This window comes from Pseudomonas borbori, from assembly GCF_900115555.1.
Classification (GTDB): Bacteria; Pseudomonadota; Gammaproteobacteria; order Pseudomonadales; family Pseudomonadaceae; genus Aquipseudomonas; species Aquipseudomonas borbori.
This window is the reverse complement of record NZ_FOWX01000004.1, coordinates 146,965-164,510: the sequence shown is the minus strand read 5'-3', so window position 1 is coordinate 164,510 and position 17,546 is coordinate 146,965. Positions and strand designations below refer to the sequence as shown.

The window sequence follows — 17,546 nt, the reverse complement described above, 5'->3', positions numbered from 1 at the left end:
ATCCATTTTCCCCCTGCAGACAGAAACCCGCTCAATGCCCCGTAAAAGCTGGCGCGAAGCCCTCGCCGCCTATTCCAGCCCCTCCACGCTGGTGCTGTTGCTCCTCGGGTTCGCCGCCGGCCTGCCCTATATGCTGGTGTTCTCCACCCTTTCCGTGTGGCTGCGCGAAGCGGGGGTGGCGCGCGAAACCATCGGCTTCGCCAGCCTGATCGGCCTGGCCTACGCCTTCAAATGGGTCTGGTCGCCCCTGCTCGACCAATGGCGCCTGCCGCTGCTCGGCAGGCTCGGCCGGCGCCGCTCCTGGCTGGTCCTGGCCCAGGTGCTGATTGCCATCGGCCTGGCCGGCATGGCGCTGTGCGACCCGCAGACCAAACTGACCTGGCTGATTTCCCTGGCGGTACTGGTGGCCTTCGCCTCCGCCACCCAGGACATCGCCATCGATGCCTACCGCCTGGAAATCGCCGAAGACACCCGCCAGGCCGCCCTGGCCGCCAGCTACATGGCCGGCTACCGGGTCGCGGCGCTGCTGGCCACCGCCGGCGCCCTGTATTTCGCCGAGGGTTTCGGCTCCACCGTGCAGCTCTACCAGCACAGCGCCTGGGCCGGCACCTACCTGGTATTCGCCCTGCTGATGCTGCCGGGCCTGCTCACCAGCCTGTGGATGCGCGAACCGGCGGTGCCGCTGCAGACCCAGCTGGCTGCCGCGCTCTACGGTTTCAGCCACCAGATCGCGTCGGTGCTGGTGCTGATCGTGCTGCTGGTCTCGGTGCCGGCGATGCTGACCCAGTTCTACCACACCGATTTCGCCAGCCTGGTGCGCGGCGAAGCCAGCCTGCTCGACCTGCTGCTGGAAGACCGTGCCTTCCTGCGTGCCCTGCTCTACACCATCCTCACCACCCTGTGCCTGTCGCGCATGGGCCGCCGCGGCCTGGCGCCGGTGCTGACCCCGGTCAACGACTTCATCGTCCGCTACCGCTGGCAAGCCTTCCTGCTGCTGGGGCTGATCGCTAGCTACCGCATGTCGGACACGGTGATGGGCGTGATGGCCAACGTGTTCTACATCGACCAGGGCTTTACCAAGGACCAGATCGCCAGCGTCAGCAAGCTGTTCGGCCTGGTCATGACCCTGCTCGGCGCCGGCATCGGCGGCCTGCTGATCGTGCGCTTCGGCATCCTGCCGATCCTGTTCATCGGCGGCGTCGCCTCGGCGGCGACCAACCTGCTGTTCATGCTGCTGGTGAGCATGGGCGCCGACCTGCAGATGCTGATCGTCACCATCTCCGCCGATAATTTCAGCGCCGGCCTGGCCACGGCGGCGTTCGTCGCCTACCTGTCGAGCCTGACCAACCTGCAGTTCTCCGCCACCCAATACGCCCTGCTCAGCTCGATCATGCTCCTGTTGCCGCGGCTGATCGGCGGCTATTCCGGGGTCATGGTGGAGAAACTCGGCTATGAGCAGTTCTTTATCATCACCGCCCTGCTGGGGGTGCCGACCCTGATCCTGATCGTCCTGCAATGGAAGCGCGAACGCCCGCAAACCAACGGCTCGACGCCGCCCGAAGCGGCCGATACACCACCATTGAAGACTGAAGCCAACAGCTAGCCCAGATGTAAAAAGCCCCGGTACATGACCGGGGCTTTTGCATTGCCGGGGGCCGCTTAGAACTGCGCCGCATCCAGCAGGTACAGCGATTCGCTGCCGGCCTTGACCGAGGCGGTCAGCGAGTGGATGCGCGGCAGGATGCGGGCGAAGTAGAAGCGCGCGGTGCCGAGCTTGCTGGCGTAGAAGTCGTCCTGCTCTTGCTTGGCCTGTGCGGTGCGTGCCATCAAGGCCCACATGTAGGCGTAGGCGGTGTAGCCGAACACCTGCAGGTACTCGACCGAGGCCGCGCCGATCTCGTTGGGGTTGACCTTGGCCCGCTCCAGCAGATCACTGGTCATCTGCTCCAGGTTGGCGATGGCGGCCTTGAGCGGCTCGACGAACTCAGCCAGGCTGCTATCGGCCGAGTCGGTAAAGGCCTTGATCTCCTCGGCGAAGTGCCGGTAGAAGGCGCCGCCGCTGCCGATCACCTTGCGCCCGACCAGGTCGAGGGCCTGGATGCCGTTGGTGCCTTCGTAGATCTGGGTGATGCGGCAGTCGCGCACCAGCTGCTCCTGGCCCCACTCGCGGATGAAGCCGTGGCCGCCGAACACCTGCTGGCCGTGGATGGTGGTCTCCAGGCCCATGTCGGTGAGGAAGGCCTTGGCCACCGGGGTCAGCAGTGCCACCAGCTCTTCGGCGCGCTTGCGGGTAGCGGCATCCTCGCTGAACTTGGCGGTATCCAGTTGCATGGCGACGTAGCTGGAGAAGGCGCGGCCGCCCTCGTTCAGCGCCTTCATGGTCAGCAGCATGCGCCGTACGTCGGGATGCACGATGATCGGGTCGGCGACCTTGTCCTTGGCCTGCAGGCCGGTCGGCGCGCGGCTCTGGATGCGCTCGCGGGCGTAGTCGATGGCGCTCTGGTAGGAGCGCTCGCCGGTGGCCAGGCCCTGGATGCCGACGCCCAGGCGCTCGTAGTTCATCATGGTGAACATCGCCGCCAGGCCCTTGTTCGGTGCATCGACGATCCAGCCGGTGGCGCCGTCGAAGTTCATCACGCAGGTGCTGGATGCCTTGATACCCATCTTGTGCTCGATCGAGCCGCAGGACAGGGCGTTGTGCTCGCCGAGGCTGCCGTCGGCGCCGACCATGAACTTCGGTACCAGGAACAGCGAGATGCCTTTGGGTCCGACCGGCGCGTCGGGCAGCTTGGCCAGCACCAGGTGGATGATGTTCTCGCTCAGGTCATGCTCGCCGCCGGTGATGAATATCTTGGTGCCGCTGATCTTGTAGCTGCCGTCGGCCTGGGGCTCGGCCTTGGTGCGGATGATGCCGAGGTCGGTACCGGCGTGCGGCTCGGTCAGGCACATGGAACCGGCCCAGGTGCCGGCGTACATGTTCGGCAGGTATTTTTCCTTGAGCTCCTCGCTGGCATGGGCGTTGAGCGACAGACAGGCGCCGGCGGTCAGCATCGGGTAGAGGCCGAACGACAGGTTGGCCGCGTTGACCATCTCCTCGACCTGGGCCGAGATCACCTTGGGCATGCCCATGCCGCCGAACTGCGGGTCGCCACCGACACCGACCCAGCCGCCCTCGGCATAGGTCTGGTAGGCCTCGGGGAAGCCGGCCGGGGTCTTCACCGCGCCGTCGTGCCAGCTGCAGCCTTCCTCGTCGCCGCTGCGGTTGAGCGGGGCGATGATCCCCGCGGTGACCTTGCCGGCTTCCTCGAGAATGGCGCTGGCGGTGTCTTCGTCCACCACTTCGGCCAGGGCCGGCAGTTGGGCCCATAGCTTGGACACTTCGAACACCTCGTTGAGCACGAAGCGCATGTCGCGCAGGGGAGCTTGGTAGTCAGCCATGGAAAATCCTCGAACGAAGTAACAGGGTTAAGGCAGGCCTGGGAGTTTAACCGAGCAACATTTCGGACACATAGGGTCGTGTTATGACCAAATAGTCACAGCCTGCCTGGCAAATTCCAGGCAGCAAAAACCCGCCAACCGGCGGGCTTTTGCCTGACCTCAAGCGCTGGTCAGAGGCCGAAATGCTCGGCCGGCAGGCTCATCATGCACTCGCTGCCGGCCTCGGCCGCCGCCAGGTGCGCTGCAGTGCGCGGCAGCAGACGCTTGAAGTAGAAGGCGCAGGTCGCCAGCTTGGCCTGGTAGAAGGCCGCATCGCCGCTACCCGCGTCGAGCTTCTGTTGGGCGACCACGGCCATGCGCAACCAGAAGTAGGCCAGGGCAACGTAGCCGGAGTACATCAGGTAATCCACCGACGCGGCGCCGACCTCGTCGGGGTTCTTCATCGCCGCCAGGCCGATCTTCTGGGTCAGCTCACCCCACTGCTGGTTCAGCGTCGCCAACTGCGCCACGTAGCCCTTGAGCTGTGGGTGCTCGGCCTGGACCTCGCAGAATTTGTGGACGATCCGGGTGAAGCCGCGCAGCAGCTTGCCCTGGCTACCGAGCACCTTGCGCCCGAGCAGGTCGAGGGCCTGGATGCCGTTGGTGCCTTCGTAGATCGGCGCGATGCGGCAATCGCGGACCAGTTGCTCCATGCCCCACTCGCGGATATAGCCATGGCCGCCGAACACCTGCATGCCCAGGTTAGTCACCTCCAGGCCGGTGTCGGTCATGAACGCCTTGCAGATCGGGGTGAGCAAGGCCAGCAGGTCTTCCGCCTCCTCGCGCTGCTCGGCGCTGTCGGCACTGTGGGCCTGGTCGAGCAACTGCGCGGTGAAGTAGGCCAGGGCGCGGTTGCCCTCGTTGAACGCCTTCATGGTCAGCAGCATGCGCCGCACATCGGGGTGCACGATGATCGGATCGGCCGGTTTGTCCGGCGCCTTCGGCCCGGTCAGGGCACGCATCTGCAGGCGCTCATTGGCGTATTTCAAAGCACCCTGGAAGCTCGCCTCGCCGAGACACAGGCCCTGCATGCCGGTGCCCAGGCGGGCGTGGTTCATCATGGTGAACATGCAGTTGAGGCCCTTGTTGACCTCGCCGATCAGGTAGCCGGTGGCGCCATCGAAGTTGATCACGCAGGTGGCCGAGGCCTTGATCCCCATCTTGTGTTCGATCGAGCCGCAGGACACGCCATTGCGCTCGCCCGCCTCACCGCTTGCGTCGGCAAGGAACTTGGGCACGATAAACAGCGAGATGCCGCGGGTACCGGCCGGTGCGTCCGGCAGCTTGGCCAGCACCAGATGAACGATGTTCTCGCTCATGTCGTGCTCGCCGGCGGAGATGAAAATCTTGCTGCCGCTGATCGCATAGCTGCCGTCGGCCTGAGGCACGGCACGGGTCTTGATGATGCCCAGGTCGGTGCCGCAATGGGCTTCGGTCAGGCACATGGTGCCGGTCCAGCGGCCTTCGGTCATGCGGACCAGGTAGGTCTGCTTCTGCTCTTCGCTGCCGTGGGCATGGATCGCCGACATCGCGCCGTGGGTCAGGCCCGGGTACATGCCCCAGGAGGTGTTGCTGGCGCCGACCATCTCGCTGACCAGCAGACCGAGCGAATGCGGCAGCCCCTGGCCGCCGTAGGCCGGGTCGGCCGCCAGGCTCATCCAGCCACCCTCGCCGTATTGGGCGAAGGCTTCCTTGAAGCCCTTGGGCGTGGTCACCACGCCATTGTCGAACTGGCATTCTTCCTCGTCGCCGGAGCGGTTCAGCGGGGCCAGCACCTGCTCGCAGAATTTGGCGCCTTCCTCGAGGATGGCAGCGACCATGTCCGGAGTCGCATCGACGGCACCGAGCGCGGCGTAGCTGGCGGGAAAGTCGAAGACTTCGTCGATCAAGAAGCGCGTATCGCGCAGGGGGGCCTTGTACTCGGGCATGGTCGTTCTCCGTCAGGCAGGCGCGCAAGGCGCGGGTCGATACGCCTTACGCTACTGCCGGAGCGGGCTGCGCCACAACGACCGTACGCCCGCTGAATGCAGCGCCATAAACAGCCGGTACGCGGTCGGCGGATGGGTTAGCGGCGCCATCCTCCGCGCGATCGAGCACGATACCCATCGACGGCCAATAAAAAAGATCGGCAGCGTGTGCCAAACCCACGAGAGGCGATCTAACCGCTGGTTGATCCGTGACGCGAACCTTCCCCCCATACGAAAAAAGCCGCGACCCCGAAAAGTAGCGGCTTTTCCTGGCGAGATCGCGCTAGGGCTTAGTAGCCCAGGGCGAAGTCGTCTTCGTGCAGGTCCATCAGGTTGCCGGCACCGGACAACATGGCGGCCACGTGACTGCGGGTTCGCGGCAGGATGCGCGCGAAGTAGAAGCGCGCGGTCTGCAGCTTGGCCTTGTAGAAGGCTTCGTCGCCCGTACCGGCGGCGATCTTCTCGGCCGCCAGGCGCGCCATATCGGCCCAGAAGTAGGCCAGGCAGACGTAGCCGGAGTACATCAGGTAGTCGACCGAGGCCGCGCCGACTTCTTCGCGGTCCTTCATCGCCGCCATGCCGACCTTCATGGTCAACTCACCCCACTCCTTGTTCAACTGGGCCAAGGGCTCGACGAAGGCCTTGACCGCCTCGTTGCTTTCGTTGGCCTGGCAGAACTTGTGCACGATCTTGGTGAAACCCTTCAGCGCTTCGCCCTGGGTCTGCAGCACTTTGCGCCCGAGCAGGTCGAGGGCCTGGATGCCGGTGGTGCCTTCGTACAGCATGGAAATGCGGCTGTCGCGCACGTTCTGCTCCATGCCCCACTCGGCGATAAAGCCGTGGCCGCCGTAGATCTGCACGCCGTGGTTGGCCGCTTCGAAGCCGACTTCGGTCATGAACGCCTTGGCGATCGGGGTGAGGAAGGCCAGCAGTGCGTCGGCCTGCTTCTTCTCGGCTTCGTCCTGGCTGTACTTGACGATGTCGACCTGCTTGGCGGTGAAGTAGACCATGGCGCGGTTGCCTTCGGCGAAGGCCTTCATGGTCAGCAGCATGCGCCGCACGTCGGGGTGCACGATGATCGGGTCGGCGGCCTTGTCCGGCGCTTTCGGGCCAGTCAGGGAACGCATCTGCAGACGCTCGCGCGCATACTTGAGGCCGCCCTGGAAACCAATTTCGGCATGGGCCAGGCCCTGCAGCGCGGTACCCAGGCGAGCGGTGTTCATAAAGGTGAACATGCAGTTCAGGCCTTTGTTGGCCGGGCCGATCAGGTAGCCGGTGGCGCCGTCGAAGTTCATCACGCAGGTGGCGTTACCGTGGATGCCCATCTTGTGCTCGATCGAGCCACAGGACACGGCGTTGCGCTCGCCGACTGCGCCCTCGGCGTTCGGCAGGAACTTGGGCACGATGAACAGCGAGATGCCCTTGGTGCCCTGCGGCGCGTCGGGCAGGCGGGCCAGGACGATATGGACGATGTTGTCGGCCATGTCGTGTTCGCCGGCGGAGATGAAGATCTTGGTGCCGGAAACCTTGTAGCTGCCATCGGCCTGGGGTTCGGCCTTGGTCCGCAGCATGCCCAGGTCGGTGCCGCAATGCGGCTCGGTCAGGCACATGGTGCCGGTCCACTCGCCGGAAACCAGCTTGGTCAGGTAGGCATGCTTCTGCTCGTCGGTGCCGTGCTCGGCGATGGTGTTCATCGCGCCATGGGACAGGCCGGGGTACATGCCCCAGGACCAGTTGGCGGTACCGACCATTTCGCTGACCACCAGCCCCAGCGACTCCGGCAGGCCTTGGCCACCGTGGTCGACGTCATGGGCCAGGCTCGGCCAGCCACCCTCGACGAACTGCTTGTAGGCTTCCTTGAAACCGGTCGGGGTCTTAACCCCGGACTCGCTCCAGGTGCAACCTTCGGTGTCACCCACAGGGTTCAACGGCGCCAGGACCTGCTCACAGAACTTGGCGCCCTCTTCGAGGATGGCGTCGACCATGTCCGGGGTAGCGTCTTGGCAGCCAGGCAGGCTCTGATAATGCGCTTCGTAGCCGAGCAACTCGTCACGAACGAAACGGATATCACGCAAGGGGGCCTTGTAGTCAGGCATAGCGGTTAACCTCTGCGGTGGACTCTTAGTGTGTTTGGGTGACCGACTCGGCGGTCGCTTGGGGGATCGCTCCCGACTGCCTGGCGACGTCTTGGCTACCGAGCAATCAAACAAGTGTTTGAAACATACGTTTACGCCCCGCCCTTGTCAAGCGCCGCGGGACCGGCGAGCGGAGGTTGTGCAAATACCGGGCGGAGTTCCGCTCGCTGCGCGGCGAGACCTGCCGGACAGGTACTCGACGATGCACTGCTTGCGGCTGTGGAGGAGTCCGCTACGGCCTACGGATCGCAGATTTCTCGAGGGAATGGGTCGGAGCAGCGTGATCGGGGCTTTTGTAGAGCGCAAGCGGCTTGCTCATCGCTGAGGACGGGGGAAAGCGTAGCAGGCGCCTGGGCAGCGCGGGTCAGGTCGGGAGAAGCGGCGGACGCAACCGGGTCAGGCCTTGGTGTCGATCAACGTGCCCAGCACTTCGTCGGCGGTACGCACCACACGCGCACCGGCCTGCGCTTCGTGCTGGCCGACACGCAACGCCACCAGGCTCTCGCTCAGGTCCGCACGACCTTGCCCAGCCGCCCCGGACGACGGATCGACTTGATTCGGCGCGGGGGTCTGCGCCGCCTGTGGTGGCCCGGCAACGGGATTTCCGGCGATCTCGGCAGCGGCCTGATCGACCCGACGCTGCCCCGCCTGAATGCTGCTGATGCCTGAACTGAAGACGTTAGCGGAGATTTCCATAAACCAGCTCCCGCAGGTGAACTCCATCGATGCCCTGCATTGAAGCAGATATTCCGCCCGCAACGTACTGGCAAATAGCTATGGCAGAAGGCCTGCTTATAGCGCCAACCCCAGCAACGCCAGATCGAGACGCTCCGCCACCGCCGCCGGCGTCGCCTTGGCCAGGCGCGGCACTCGCCCCAGGCAAGGCGCCGGCAAGCGCTCGGCGAGGGTCGCCAGGTTCTCCTCCAGGCGCGACGTCTTGGGGTCGATCACGTTGGCCACCCAGCCGGCCAGGGTCAGGCCGTCGCGGGCAATCGCCTCGGCGGTCAGCACGGCGTGATTGATGCAACCCAGGCGCACCCCGACCACCAGAATCACCGGCAGACCCAGGCTGATCGGCAGATCCGACAGTGCGGCCTGACCGGCCAGCGGCACGCGCCAGCCGCCAGCGCCTTCGACCAGGGTGAACTCCGCGCCCTGGTCCAGAATCGCCTGCACCGGTCCGCGCAGCGCCTGCAGATCCAGCAGCACGCCGGCCTCGCGCGCGGCCAGATGCGGGGCGATGGCCGGGGCGAAAGCCAGTGGATTGACCTCCTCGTAGCGCAGCGCCAGGCTGCATTCGCCAAGCAGGGCCAGGGCGTCGTCGTTGCGCAGGCCGGCGGGCGTCCTGCTGCAACCGGAGGCTACCGGCTTGGCGGCGGCGGTCGACAACCCGGCCATGCGTGCGGCATGCAGCAAGCCGGCGGCAATGGTGGTCTTGCCGACTTCGGTGTCGGTGCCGGTGACGAAGAAGGCTGCAGTCATCTCAATTCTCTTTGCGCAAAATGCCGTAGACCACCCGATAGCTCGCCGGCAGTCCTGGCGCCTGGCGGAACCGCTCGTAGGCGGCGAGCAGCGCCAGCATCCGTGCGCGCCCGGTCAGGCCGCCCGGGCGACCGGGGTTGAGGTTGTGCGCGCCCAACGCCTTGAGCTCATGGGTCAGGCTGCGCAGATCGGGGTAGTGCAGCACCTCGGCCTGATTTTCCAGACTGAGCAGCTGCAGGCCGCTGTCCGCGCAGAGCTGCTGGTAATCGCCGAAACGGCGGAAGCGGTTGACGTGGACGAAACCGTCCACCGCCTGCCAGCTGTCGCGCAACTCCTGCAGGGTGCCGACGCACAGGCTGCTGAAGGCCAGCACACCACCGGGGCGCAATACGCGCCGCGCTTCGCCGAGCACCGCGGCAAAGTCCGCGCACCATTGCAGCGCCAGGCTGGAAAACAGCAGGTCGCAGGACGTGTCGCGCAGCGGCAGGCGTTCGGCATCGCCAGCGACAAACTGCTGCGCGCCACCCAATGGCCGGGCGTGGCGCAGCATGCCCTCGGCAATATCCAGGGCCACTCCCTCGGCGGCGCCGTAGCGCTCGCCCAGAGCACGACTGAAGTAGCCGGTGCCACACCCCAGGTCGAGCCAGCGTTGCGGGCTCAGACTGGCCGGCAAGCGCGCCAGCAACTCCCCGCCTACCTTGCGCTGCAGGGCCGCGACGCTGTCGTAGCTGTCGGCCGCGCGGGAAAAGGACGCCGCCACCTGGCGCTTGTCCGGCAGGCCGCCGGTCTGGAACGGCTCGCTCATCGGCTGCCCCCGACGTAGGGTGCGCCGTGTGCACCATGGGCCACACGCGAATGCTGGGGGGCATGCGATTGGTGCGCACAGCGCACCCTACGGGCATCAGTCATCACCGACCTCATGCAGAAAGGCCTGGATCGCCGCGGCGATCTCGTGGGGTCGCTCCAGCGCGAAGGCGTGGCTGGCGTTGTCGACCAGGCCGACCTCGACATCCGGCAGCAGCGCCAGCAGCGCGGGCGCCGCTGCTGCCGGCACCAGGCCGTCGCCACCAGCGAACAGGTGCAGCTGTGGGCCGACGAAGTCCTGCACGGCGGCGCGGGTATCCAGCGCCGCCAGCACATCCAGCCCGGCCAGCAGACTCTCGGCACCCGCCTGCGGCGCCGCGCCCAGCAGCAGCCGCGACAAGCCGCGTGGGTCCGCCGCGCCCTGGGCGCAGAGCAGGGCAAAGCGCTTCAGGGTGGCGCGTGCATCCGCCGCGCAACCCTGACGAAACACGCCGAAGGTCTCGGCCGCCATCGCGCTGGGCCAGGTCGGCTCGGCGACGAAGCGCAGATTGCTGGCCAGGCACAGCAGGCCGGCACAGCGCTCGCCACGCCGCGCCGCCAGCTCACTGGCGAGCATGCCGCCGAGCGACCAGCCACCGAGCCAGGCGTCCTGGGGCAGGTTGGCATCGAGCTCGTCCAGCCAGTCGGCGGGGGCGCTGGAATCGAGCAACGGCAAGGGCTCGATCTCGACCCGCAGGCGCGAATCGAGACCGCGCAGGGCCTCGGCCAGCGGCTCCAGTGGGGCAATGCCAAGGCCCCAGCCGGGCAGCAGGATCAGGCGATCACGCATCGCCATGCTCCAGTAGCGTCCAGCACTCGGCCAAGGCCTCCAGCAGCAGTTCGAGCTGGGCACTGCTGTGCGCCGCCGACAGGGTGACGCGCAGGCGTGCACTGCCGGCCGGCACCGTGGGCGGACGAATCGCGGTGACCAGCAAACCGCGCTCGCGCAACAGCTGCGACAAGCGCATGGCCCGGGCGCTGTCGCCGATCAGGATCGGCTGGATCGGCGTGGCGCTGTCCATCAACTCCAGACCCATAGCCCGGGCACCCTCACGGAAGCGTTTGATCAAGGCGTTCAAGTGCTCACGCCGCCAGTGCTCGCTGCGCAGCAGCTCCAGGCTCTTCAGGGTGGCGCAGGCCAGGGCCGGCGGCTGGCTGGTGGTGTAGATATAGGGGCGGGCGAACTGCACCAGGGTTTCGATCAGCTCCTCGCTGCCGGCGACGAAGGCGCCGGCCGTGCCGAAGGCCTTGCCCAGGGTGCCGACCAGCACCTGCACGTCATCCTGGCCCAGGCCGAAGTGCTCGACTATGCCGCCGCCCGTGGCGCCCAAAGGGCCGAAGCCGTGGGCGTCGTCGACCATCACCCAGGCGCCTTTGGTCTTGGCCGCCGCACACAGCGCCGGCAGGTCGGCCAGATCGCCGTCCATGCTGAACACCCCGTCGCTGACCACCAGGGTATTGCCCGTGGCCTTGTCCAGACGCGTGCTCAGGCTGGCCGCGTCGTTGTGCAGATAGCGCGAGAAGCGCGCCCCGGACAGCAGGCCGGCATCCAGCAGCGAGGCGTGATTGAGGCGGTCTTCCAGTACCGTATCGCCCTGCTCCAGCAGCGCGGTGACCGCGCCGAGGTTGGCCATGTAGCCGGTGGAAAACAGCAGCGCCCGCGGTCGCCCGGTGAATTCGGCGAGGGCCTCTTCCAGCTCGTGGTGTGGGGTGCTGTGACCGATCACCAGGTGCGAGGCGCCGCCGCCGACGCCCCAGCACACCGCACCGGCGCGCCAGGCCTCGATCACCTGCGGGTGATTGGCCAGGCCCAGGTAGTCGTTGGAGCAGAAGGCCAGCAGCTCGCGACCGTCGACCCGCACCAGCGGGCCTTGCGGGCTTTCCAGCAGCGGGCGTTGGCGATAGAGGCTGGCGGCACGGCGTTCGGTGAGGCGGGCGGCAAGGTCGAAGGGCATGCAAGCCTCGGCAAGGAGCATGGAAGTAGGAGCGGGCCATGCCCGCGAAATGCTCGCAGCCTTCGCGGGCATGGGACTAGGCGTCCCCCCCCCCGCTCCTACTCGGAAAAATCAAACTGCGGCGTTATAGAACAGCTTGGAGTCGCGCTGCTCGGCCAGCGCCTGCTCGATGGCCGCCTGATGCACCTCGTCGGCGTGCTCTTCGCGTGCTTCCGGCTGGATGCCGAGACGGGCGAACAGCTGCATGTCCTTGCCGGCCTGGGGGTTGGCGGTGGTCAGCAGCTTCTCGCCGTAGAAGATCGAGTTGGCGCCGGCGAAGAAGGCCAGGGCCTGCATCTGCTCGTTCATCGCCTCGCGCCCGGCGGACAGGCGCACATGCGACTGCGGCATCATGATCCGCGCCACGGCGAGCATGCGGATGAAGTCGAAGGGATCGACGTCCTGCTCGTCGGCCAGCGGCGTGCCCTGCACCTTGACCAGCATGTTGATCGGCACCGACTCCGGGTGCTCCGGCAGGTTGGCCAGCTGGATCAGCAGGCCGGCGCGGTCGTCCAGCGACTCGCCCATACCGAGGATGCCGCCGGAGCAGATCTTCATCCCCGCATCGCGCACGTAGGCCAGGGTCTGCAGGCGCTCGTTGTAGGTGCGGGTGGTGATGATGTTGCCGTAGAACTCCGGCGAGGTGTCCAGGTTGTGGTTGTAGTAATCGAGGCCGGCCTCGGCCAGGGCCGCGGTCTGCTCCTGGTCCAGCTTGCCCAGGGTCATGCAGGTTTCCAGGCCCATGGCGCGCACGCCCTTGACCATCTGCAGCACGTAGGGCATGTCCTTGGCCGACGGGTGCTTCCAGGCCGCGCCCATGCAGAAGCGGGTGGAGCCGATGGCCTTGGCCTCGGCGGCGGCTTCCAGCACCTTCTGCACCTCCAGCAGTTTTTCCTTTTCCAGGCCGGTGTTGTAGTGGCCGGACTGCGGGCAGTACTTGCAGTCTTCCGGGCAGGCGCCGGTCTTGATCGACAGCAGGGTCGAGACCTGCACGCGGTTCTGGTCGAAATGCGCGCGGTGCACGGTCTGCGCCTGGAACAACAGGTCGTTGAAGGGTTGTTCGAAGAGCGCCTTGACCTCGGCGAGGGTCCAATCGTGACGCAGGTGGGCAGCGGTGGTGGCGCTCATCGGTGATTCCTTGTTAGTTGTAGCGGCTGCTAAAGTCAGCCAGCACGACACGGATGTCCGGCATATTTAAGGAAGCTTTATGCGCTGTCAACCAGATGACCAACCCAAGGTTTACAACTGGTTAAAAAACAAACAGCATTGCGCACTCTGCGACGAAGCTGCCGACACCCCACACAGCCTCTGCATCAGTTGCGAAAGCGAGCTGCCCTGGCTCGGCGCCCGCTGCCAGGTTTGCGCCCTGCCACTACCGCACGCCGGCCTGACCTGCGGCGCTTGTCTGCAACGCCCACCCAGTTTCGATCGGGTCGAGGCACCCTGGCGCTACGCCTTCCCGGTCGATAGTTTGATCACCCGTTTCAAGCACCAGGCCAAGTGGCCATTGGGACGTCTGCTCGGCGGGTTGTTGTCACAGCACCTGCTGCATGCCTTCGACGAAGGCCTGGCCAGGCCCGACCTGCTGCTGCCGGTGCCGCTGGCCGAACGCCGGCAACGCCAGCGCGGTTTCAACCAGGCGGCGCTGCTCGCCCAGTGGCTGAGTGAACAGCTGCAGCTGCCATTGCAGCAACACTGGCTGCAACGGATTATCGATACCCCGGCGCAGCAGCAACTGGACGCCGCCACCCGCAAGCGCAACCTGCGCCGGGCCTTTGCCCTGGCGCCCACGAGCCGGGTCGGTGGCCTGCACCTGGCCCTGGTCGACGACGTGCTGACCACCGGCGCCACCGCCGAGAGTCTGGCGCGCCTGCTGAAAAAGGCCGGCGCGGCGCGGGTCGACATCTATTGCCTGGCGCGCACGCCAAAACCTGGGGACTGATGCAGACTCGGGCACTCCCCCCGGATTGCATCCGGGCTACGGAGCTAGGCTGATCGCCGCGTAGGCTGCGCCGCGCGCACCAAGCCCCATGCCATGGTGCGGCAGCCGGTGTGCACGGCGCATCCTGGCGCCAAGAGCCGGCGCAATCACGTCGACCGCAGCTTGCCGGGCCCCGCCCGGCCATGCATAAGCGCTACACTCTTCGGCCCAGAGACCGGAGCCGATCATGTCCCACCCATTTGCCGCACTCACCCCCGACCTGGTACTGGATGCCGTAGAGAGCATTGGCTACCTCAGCGATGCCCGCATATTGGCGCTCAACAGCTACGAGAACCGCGTCTACCAGGTGGGTATCGAGGGTGAAACCCCGCTGATCGCCAAGTTCTACCGGCCGCAGCGCTGGAGCGACGCGGCGATTCGCGAGGAACACAGCTTCACCTTCGAGCTGGCCGAGTGCGAGGTGCCGGTGGTGGCGCCGCTGCTGCGCGATGGCGAAACCCTGTTCGAGCACGCCGGGTTCCGCTTCACCCTGTTCCCGCGGCGCGGCGGTCGCGCACCGGAGCCAGGCAACCTGGAGCACCTCTATCGCCTCGGCCAGTTGCTCGGCCGTCTGCATGCGGTCGGCTCGCTGCGCCCCTTCGCCCACCGCGAAGCCTTGCAGGTGGAGAACTTCGGCCACGCCTCGCTGGCCACCCTGCTCGAGGGCGACTTCATCCCGCGCAGCCTGCTGCCGGCCTACGAATCGGTGGCCCGTGACCTGCTCAAACGCCTCGATACCCTGTTCGCCGACAACCCGGTGCAGGCGATCCGTCTGCATGGCGATTGCCACCCCGGCAACCTGCTGTGCCGCGACGACAGCTTCCACATGGTCGACCTCGACGACTGCCGCATGGGCCCGGCGGTGCAGGACCTGTGGATGATGCTGGCAGGCGAGCGCCATGAACGCCTCAGCCAGCTGTCCGAACTGATCGACGGCTACCAGGAGTTCCACGACTTCAACCCGCGCGAACTGCCGCTGATCGAAGGCCTGCGCTCCCTGCGCCTGATGCACTACAGCGCCTGGCTGGCGCGGCGCTGGGACGACCCGGCGTTCCCCCACAGTTTCCCCTGGTTCGGCAGTGAACGTTATTGGGGCGAGCAGGTATTGATGCTGCGCGAACAATTGGCGGCGCTGGACGAGGAGCCGCTCAGGCTGTTCTGACGCGATTGGCGATGCCCCGTAGCCCGGATGCAATCCGGGAACCCTAATCCCCCGGATTGCATCCGGGCTACGTCGACCTGGACGCCTACCATCACAGGTAAACCCTGAGACGTCGGCGCGCTGTAAAGCCTTTCTTACGCAAATCCGCTTTTCTCCTGGCAGGAAAAACCTGAGCATGCAGACAAGTGTCGAACGTCGCGACTAGAATCCACGGCCTTCGTTACCCGCCCAAACAAGGACTCTCCATGGCCACCGCCAACCCGCGTCGCGGGTACATTCTGGGCCTGACCGCCTATATCATCTGGGGCCTGTTCCCGCTGTATTTCAAAGCCATTCAGACGGTCCCCGCGCTGGAAATCATCGTCCACCGTGCCCTCTGGTCGGCCGTCTTCGGCGCCGCGCTGCTGCTGGTGTGGAAACACCCGGGCTGGCTGCGCGAGCTGCGCGACAATCCCAAGCGCCTGGCCGTACTGGCGCTCTGCGGTCTGCTGATCGCCAGCAACTGGCTGGTGTATGTCTGGGCGGTGAACAACGAGCGCATGCTCGAAGCCGCACTCGGCTACTACATCAACCCGCTGGTCAATGTGCTGCTCGGCCTGCTGCTGCTCGGCGAACGCCTGCGCCGCCTGCAATGGCTGGCGGTCGGCCTGGCCGCCGTGGGCGTCGCGCAGCAGGTGTGGCAGGTCGGCAGCCTGCCCTGGGTGTCGCTGGTGCTGGCGCTGACCTTCGGCTTCTACGGCCTGATCCGCAAACAGGCGCCGGTTGCCGCGCTGCCCGGCCTGGTAGTGGAAACCTGGCTGCTGTTGCCATTGGCGATCGGCTGGCTGCTCTGGCACCCGGCCGCGATGAGCAGCCAGACCGAGTTCTGGAGCACGCCCGAGGCGCTCTGGCTGATGGCGGCCGGACCCATCACCCTGATCCCGCTGGTGTGCTTCAACGCCGCCGCGCGCCACCTGCCCTACACCACCCTGGGCTTTCTGCAATACATCGCCCCGACCCTGGTGCTGCTTCTGGCGGTCGCTGTATTCGGCGAGCGTTTCGAGTCGAGCAAGCTGCTGGCCTTTATCTGCATCTGGGCCGGTCTGGCGCTCTACAGCGTCGATGCCTGGCTGACCCTGCGCAAGCGCGGTCAAGGCTGATCACGCCGGAGCGGCGCCACGCTGTACAAAAAACGCACAGCCAGCTGCATACCGCGTCAACCTTGGCATGCAGCCATCCATCCCGACCTTATCCACAGAAGCATCCCCGGCCTCTGTGCACAAGTTATTGAAACAGCTGCTTTTTTAACCAGAACCCGGAAAGCTGCGGGGCACTAGCAGGGGAGCCGGAACTCCCCAGCTTATCCACAGCGATACCCACGCCAGCCGTGGATATGTGCACAACTACGCATCGGTGCGCAGGTTGAGCTCCACCATCAGGTCGTCGGCGAGGGTTTCCAGCTTGGCCTGCAACACATCCAGGGACAACTCCAGGGGCACCGCCAACTGCGCTTCGGCGTGGAACAGCAACTCACTGCTCATCGGTGCCGGTGCCACTTCGGTGATCAGGCTTTCCAGGTTGACCCCGTGTTCGGCGAGCAGACGGGTGATGTCGCGGATGATGCCCGGGCGGTCATTGCCGACCAGGTCGAGATGAATCGCTTTCCAGTTGCCGGAGGGTTCGGCCCCGCCTTGCTCCAAGAGCACGCGAATGCCCTCGGCGCTCAGCCCCTGCAGCGCCTCGACCAGTTCGGCATGGGCCTTGGCCGGCACCGCGACGCGCAGAATCCCGGCGAACTGGCCGGCCATGCGCGACATGCGACTTTCCAGCCAGTTGCCGCCGTGGTCGGCCACGCATTGGGCGAGACGTTCGACCAGCCCGGGCTGATCCTTGGCGATGACGGTTAGTACCAGATGGTCCATGGCAAGCCTCTCGTTGTTGTTCAACAGTCAGGTAATGGAAATCCACGCGCGCGGCAGCGGCTGCGCGTTCAGTCGCCGTCTGGTGGCAATGCCAGCCAGTAGGTGTGGAACAGCTCGTCGCGCACATAGCCGAGCCGCTCGTACAACGCCTGCCCGGCCAGATTGCTCTTCGCCGTCTGCAACTGCAAACCGCAGGCGCCAGTGCTTTCGGCATGGGCGCGGGCGCTGTTCATCAGAGCTTCGCCAACCCCCTGGCGCCTGGCGGCCGCGAGCACATAGAGGTCGCTCAACAGCCAGGCCGGCTGCAGCGCCAGCGAAGCCTGGAACGGGTAGAGCTGGACGAAGCCCAGCGCCGCCCCCTGCGCGTCACGCGCCAGGAATAGCACCGAATCGCCGCTACTCAGGCGCTGCGCCAGAAAAACCCGGATCGCCGCCAGCGGCTTTTCCTCCCTGTAGAACTGCAGATAGCCGGCAAATAACCGGGTCAGGTCGTCGAGATCGGCCGGGCCGGCCGCGTGTATGCGCATCGATCACTTCCTCCGCTCACTCGGATTGCGCAGCGCCGCCATTGGCGCTTGGCGACCCCTGCTGTGATCGCAGTATA

15 protein-coding genes are annotated in these 17,546 nt (G+C 66.0%); 4 read left to right on the top strand and 11 right to left on the bottom strand.

Annotated features, from left to right (window positions below):
• The first annotated feature begins 34 nt into the window (after window positions 1–34).
• On the top strand, window positions 35–1,603 hold the full coding sequence (locus tag BM315_RS04450; RefSeq protein WP_090498230.1) for an AmpG family muropeptide MFS transporter: 1,569 nt from the start codon (window positions 35–37) through the stop codon (window positions 1,601–1,603).
• Window positions 1,604–1,659: 56 nt separating this feature from the next.
• Here the strand turns inward: BM315_RS04450 and BM315_RS04445 are convergent, their stop codons facing one another.
• The 9 genes from BM315_RS04445 to bioB form a co-directional block, all read right to left on the bottom strand.
• Window positions 1,660–3,438, bottom strand: a complete 1,779-nt coding sequence (locus BM315_RS04445) for an acyl-CoA dehydrogenase C-terminal domain-containing protein (protein ID WP_090498228.1) — start codon at window positions 3,436–3,438, stop codon at window positions 1,660–1,662.
• 170 nt (window positions 3,439–3,608) lie between these two features.
• Window positions 3,609–5,405 carry an acyl-CoA dehydrogenase C-terminal domain-containing protein gene (locus tag BM315_RS04440; RefSeq protein WP_090498227.1) on the bottom strand — a complete coding sequence of 599 codons (1,797 nt, stop codon included), beginning with the start codon at window positions 5,403–5,405 and terminating at the stop codon, window positions 3,609–3,611.
• Between the two features lie 329 nt (window positions 5,406–5,734).
• Window positions 5,735–7,540 (bottom strand): phenylacyl-CoA dehydrogenase, encoded by a 1,806-nt coding sequence (locus BM315_RS04435; RefSeq protein WP_090498225.1) that lies wholly within the window; start codon window positions 7,538–7,540, stop codon window positions 5,735–5,737.
• 435 nt (window positions 7,541–7,975) lie between these two features.
• A complete protein-coding gene (locus tag BM315_RS04430; protein WP_090498355.1) occupies window positions 7,976–8,275 on the bottom strand; it encodes a hypothetical protein in 300 nt (99 codons plus the stop codon).
• Window positions 8,276–8,371: 96 nt separating this feature from the next.
• Entirely contained in the window at window positions 8,372–9,061 is a 690-nt protein-coding gene (bioD, locus tag BM315_RS04425; protein ID WP_090498224.1) for a dethiobiotin synthase, read from the bottom strand.
• Window position 9,062: 1 nt separating this feature from the next.
• Window positions 9,063–9,866: a malonyl-ACP O-methyltransferase BioC gene (gene bioC / locus BM315_RS04420; RefSeq protein ID WP_090498222.1), complete on the bottom strand. Its 804-nt coding sequence runs from the start codon at window positions 9,864–9,866 to the stop codon at window positions 9,063–9,065.
• A gap of 96 nt (window positions 9,867–9,962) precedes the next feature.
• Window positions 9,963–10,694, bottom strand: a complete 732-nt coding sequence (locus tag BM315_RS04415; RefSeq protein ID WP_090498220.1) for an alpha/beta fold hydrolase — start codon at window positions 10,692–10,694, stop codon at window positions 9,963–9,965.
• The gene (gene bioF / locus BM315_RS04410) at window positions 10,687–11,859 is read right to left on the bottom strand and encodes an 8-amino-7-oxononanoate synthase (protein WP_090498219.1); all 1,173 of its coding nucleotides are present in this window, start codon (window positions 11,857–11,859) and stop codon (window positions 10,687–10,689) included. Before bioF ends, BM315_RS04415 begins: the two co-directional genes overlap by 8 nt.
• Window positions 11,860–11,970: 111 nt before the next feature.
• Window positions 11,971–13,026, bottom strand: coding sequence for a biotin synthase BioB (gene bioB, locus BM315_RS04405; protein ID WP_090498217.1), 1,056 nt, complete (start codon window positions 13,024–13,026; stop codon window positions 11,971–11,973).
• 79 nt (window positions 13,027–13,105) lie between these two features.
• On the opposite strand from bioB, the gene BM315_RS04400 reads away from it, so the two are divergent.
• The 3 genes from BM315_RS04400 (at window position 13,106) to rarD (ending at window position 16,180) form a co-directional block, all read left to right on the top strand.
• Window positions 13,106–13,840: a ComFC family protein gene (locus BM315_RS04400; RefSeq protein WP_090498215.1), complete on the top strand. Its 735-nt coding sequence runs from the start codon at window positions 13,106–13,108 to the stop codon at window positions 13,838–13,840.
• A 226-nt stretch (window positions 13,841–14,066) separates the two neighbouring features.
• On the top strand, window positions 14,067–15,041 hold the full coding sequence (locus BM315_RS04395; RefSeq protein ID WP_090498213.1) for a serine/threonine protein kinase: 975 nt from the start codon (window positions 14,067–14,069) through the stop codon (window positions 15,039–15,041).
• A gap of 245 nt (window positions 15,042–15,286) precedes the next feature.
• The gene (gene rarD, locus BM315_RS04390) at window positions 15,287–16,180 is read left to right on the top strand and encodes an EamA family transporter RarD (protein WP_090498211.1); all 894 of its coding nucleotides are present in this window, start codon (window positions 15,287–15,289) and stop codon (window positions 16,178–16,180) included.
• 243 nt (window positions 16,181–16,423) lie between these two features.
• Here the strand turns inward: rarD and BM315_RS04385 are convergent, their stop codons facing one another.
• Together BM315_RS04385 and BM315_RS04380 are read right to left on the bottom strand one after the other, a co-directional pair.
• A complete protein-coding gene (locus BM315_RS04385; RefSeq protein WP_090498209.1) occupies window positions 16,424–16,942 on the bottom strand; it encodes a glycine cleavage system transcriptional repressor in 519 nt (172 codons plus the stop codon).
• Window positions 16,943–17,010: 68 nt separating this feature from the next.
• Complete coding sequence (locus BM315_RS04380) at window positions 17,011–17,469, bottom strand: GNAT family N-acetyltransferase (RefSeq protein WP_090498207.1); 459 nt, start codon at window positions 17,467–17,469, stop codon at window positions 17,011–17,013.
• Between the last annotated feature and the right edge of the window lie 77 nt (window positions 17,470–17,546).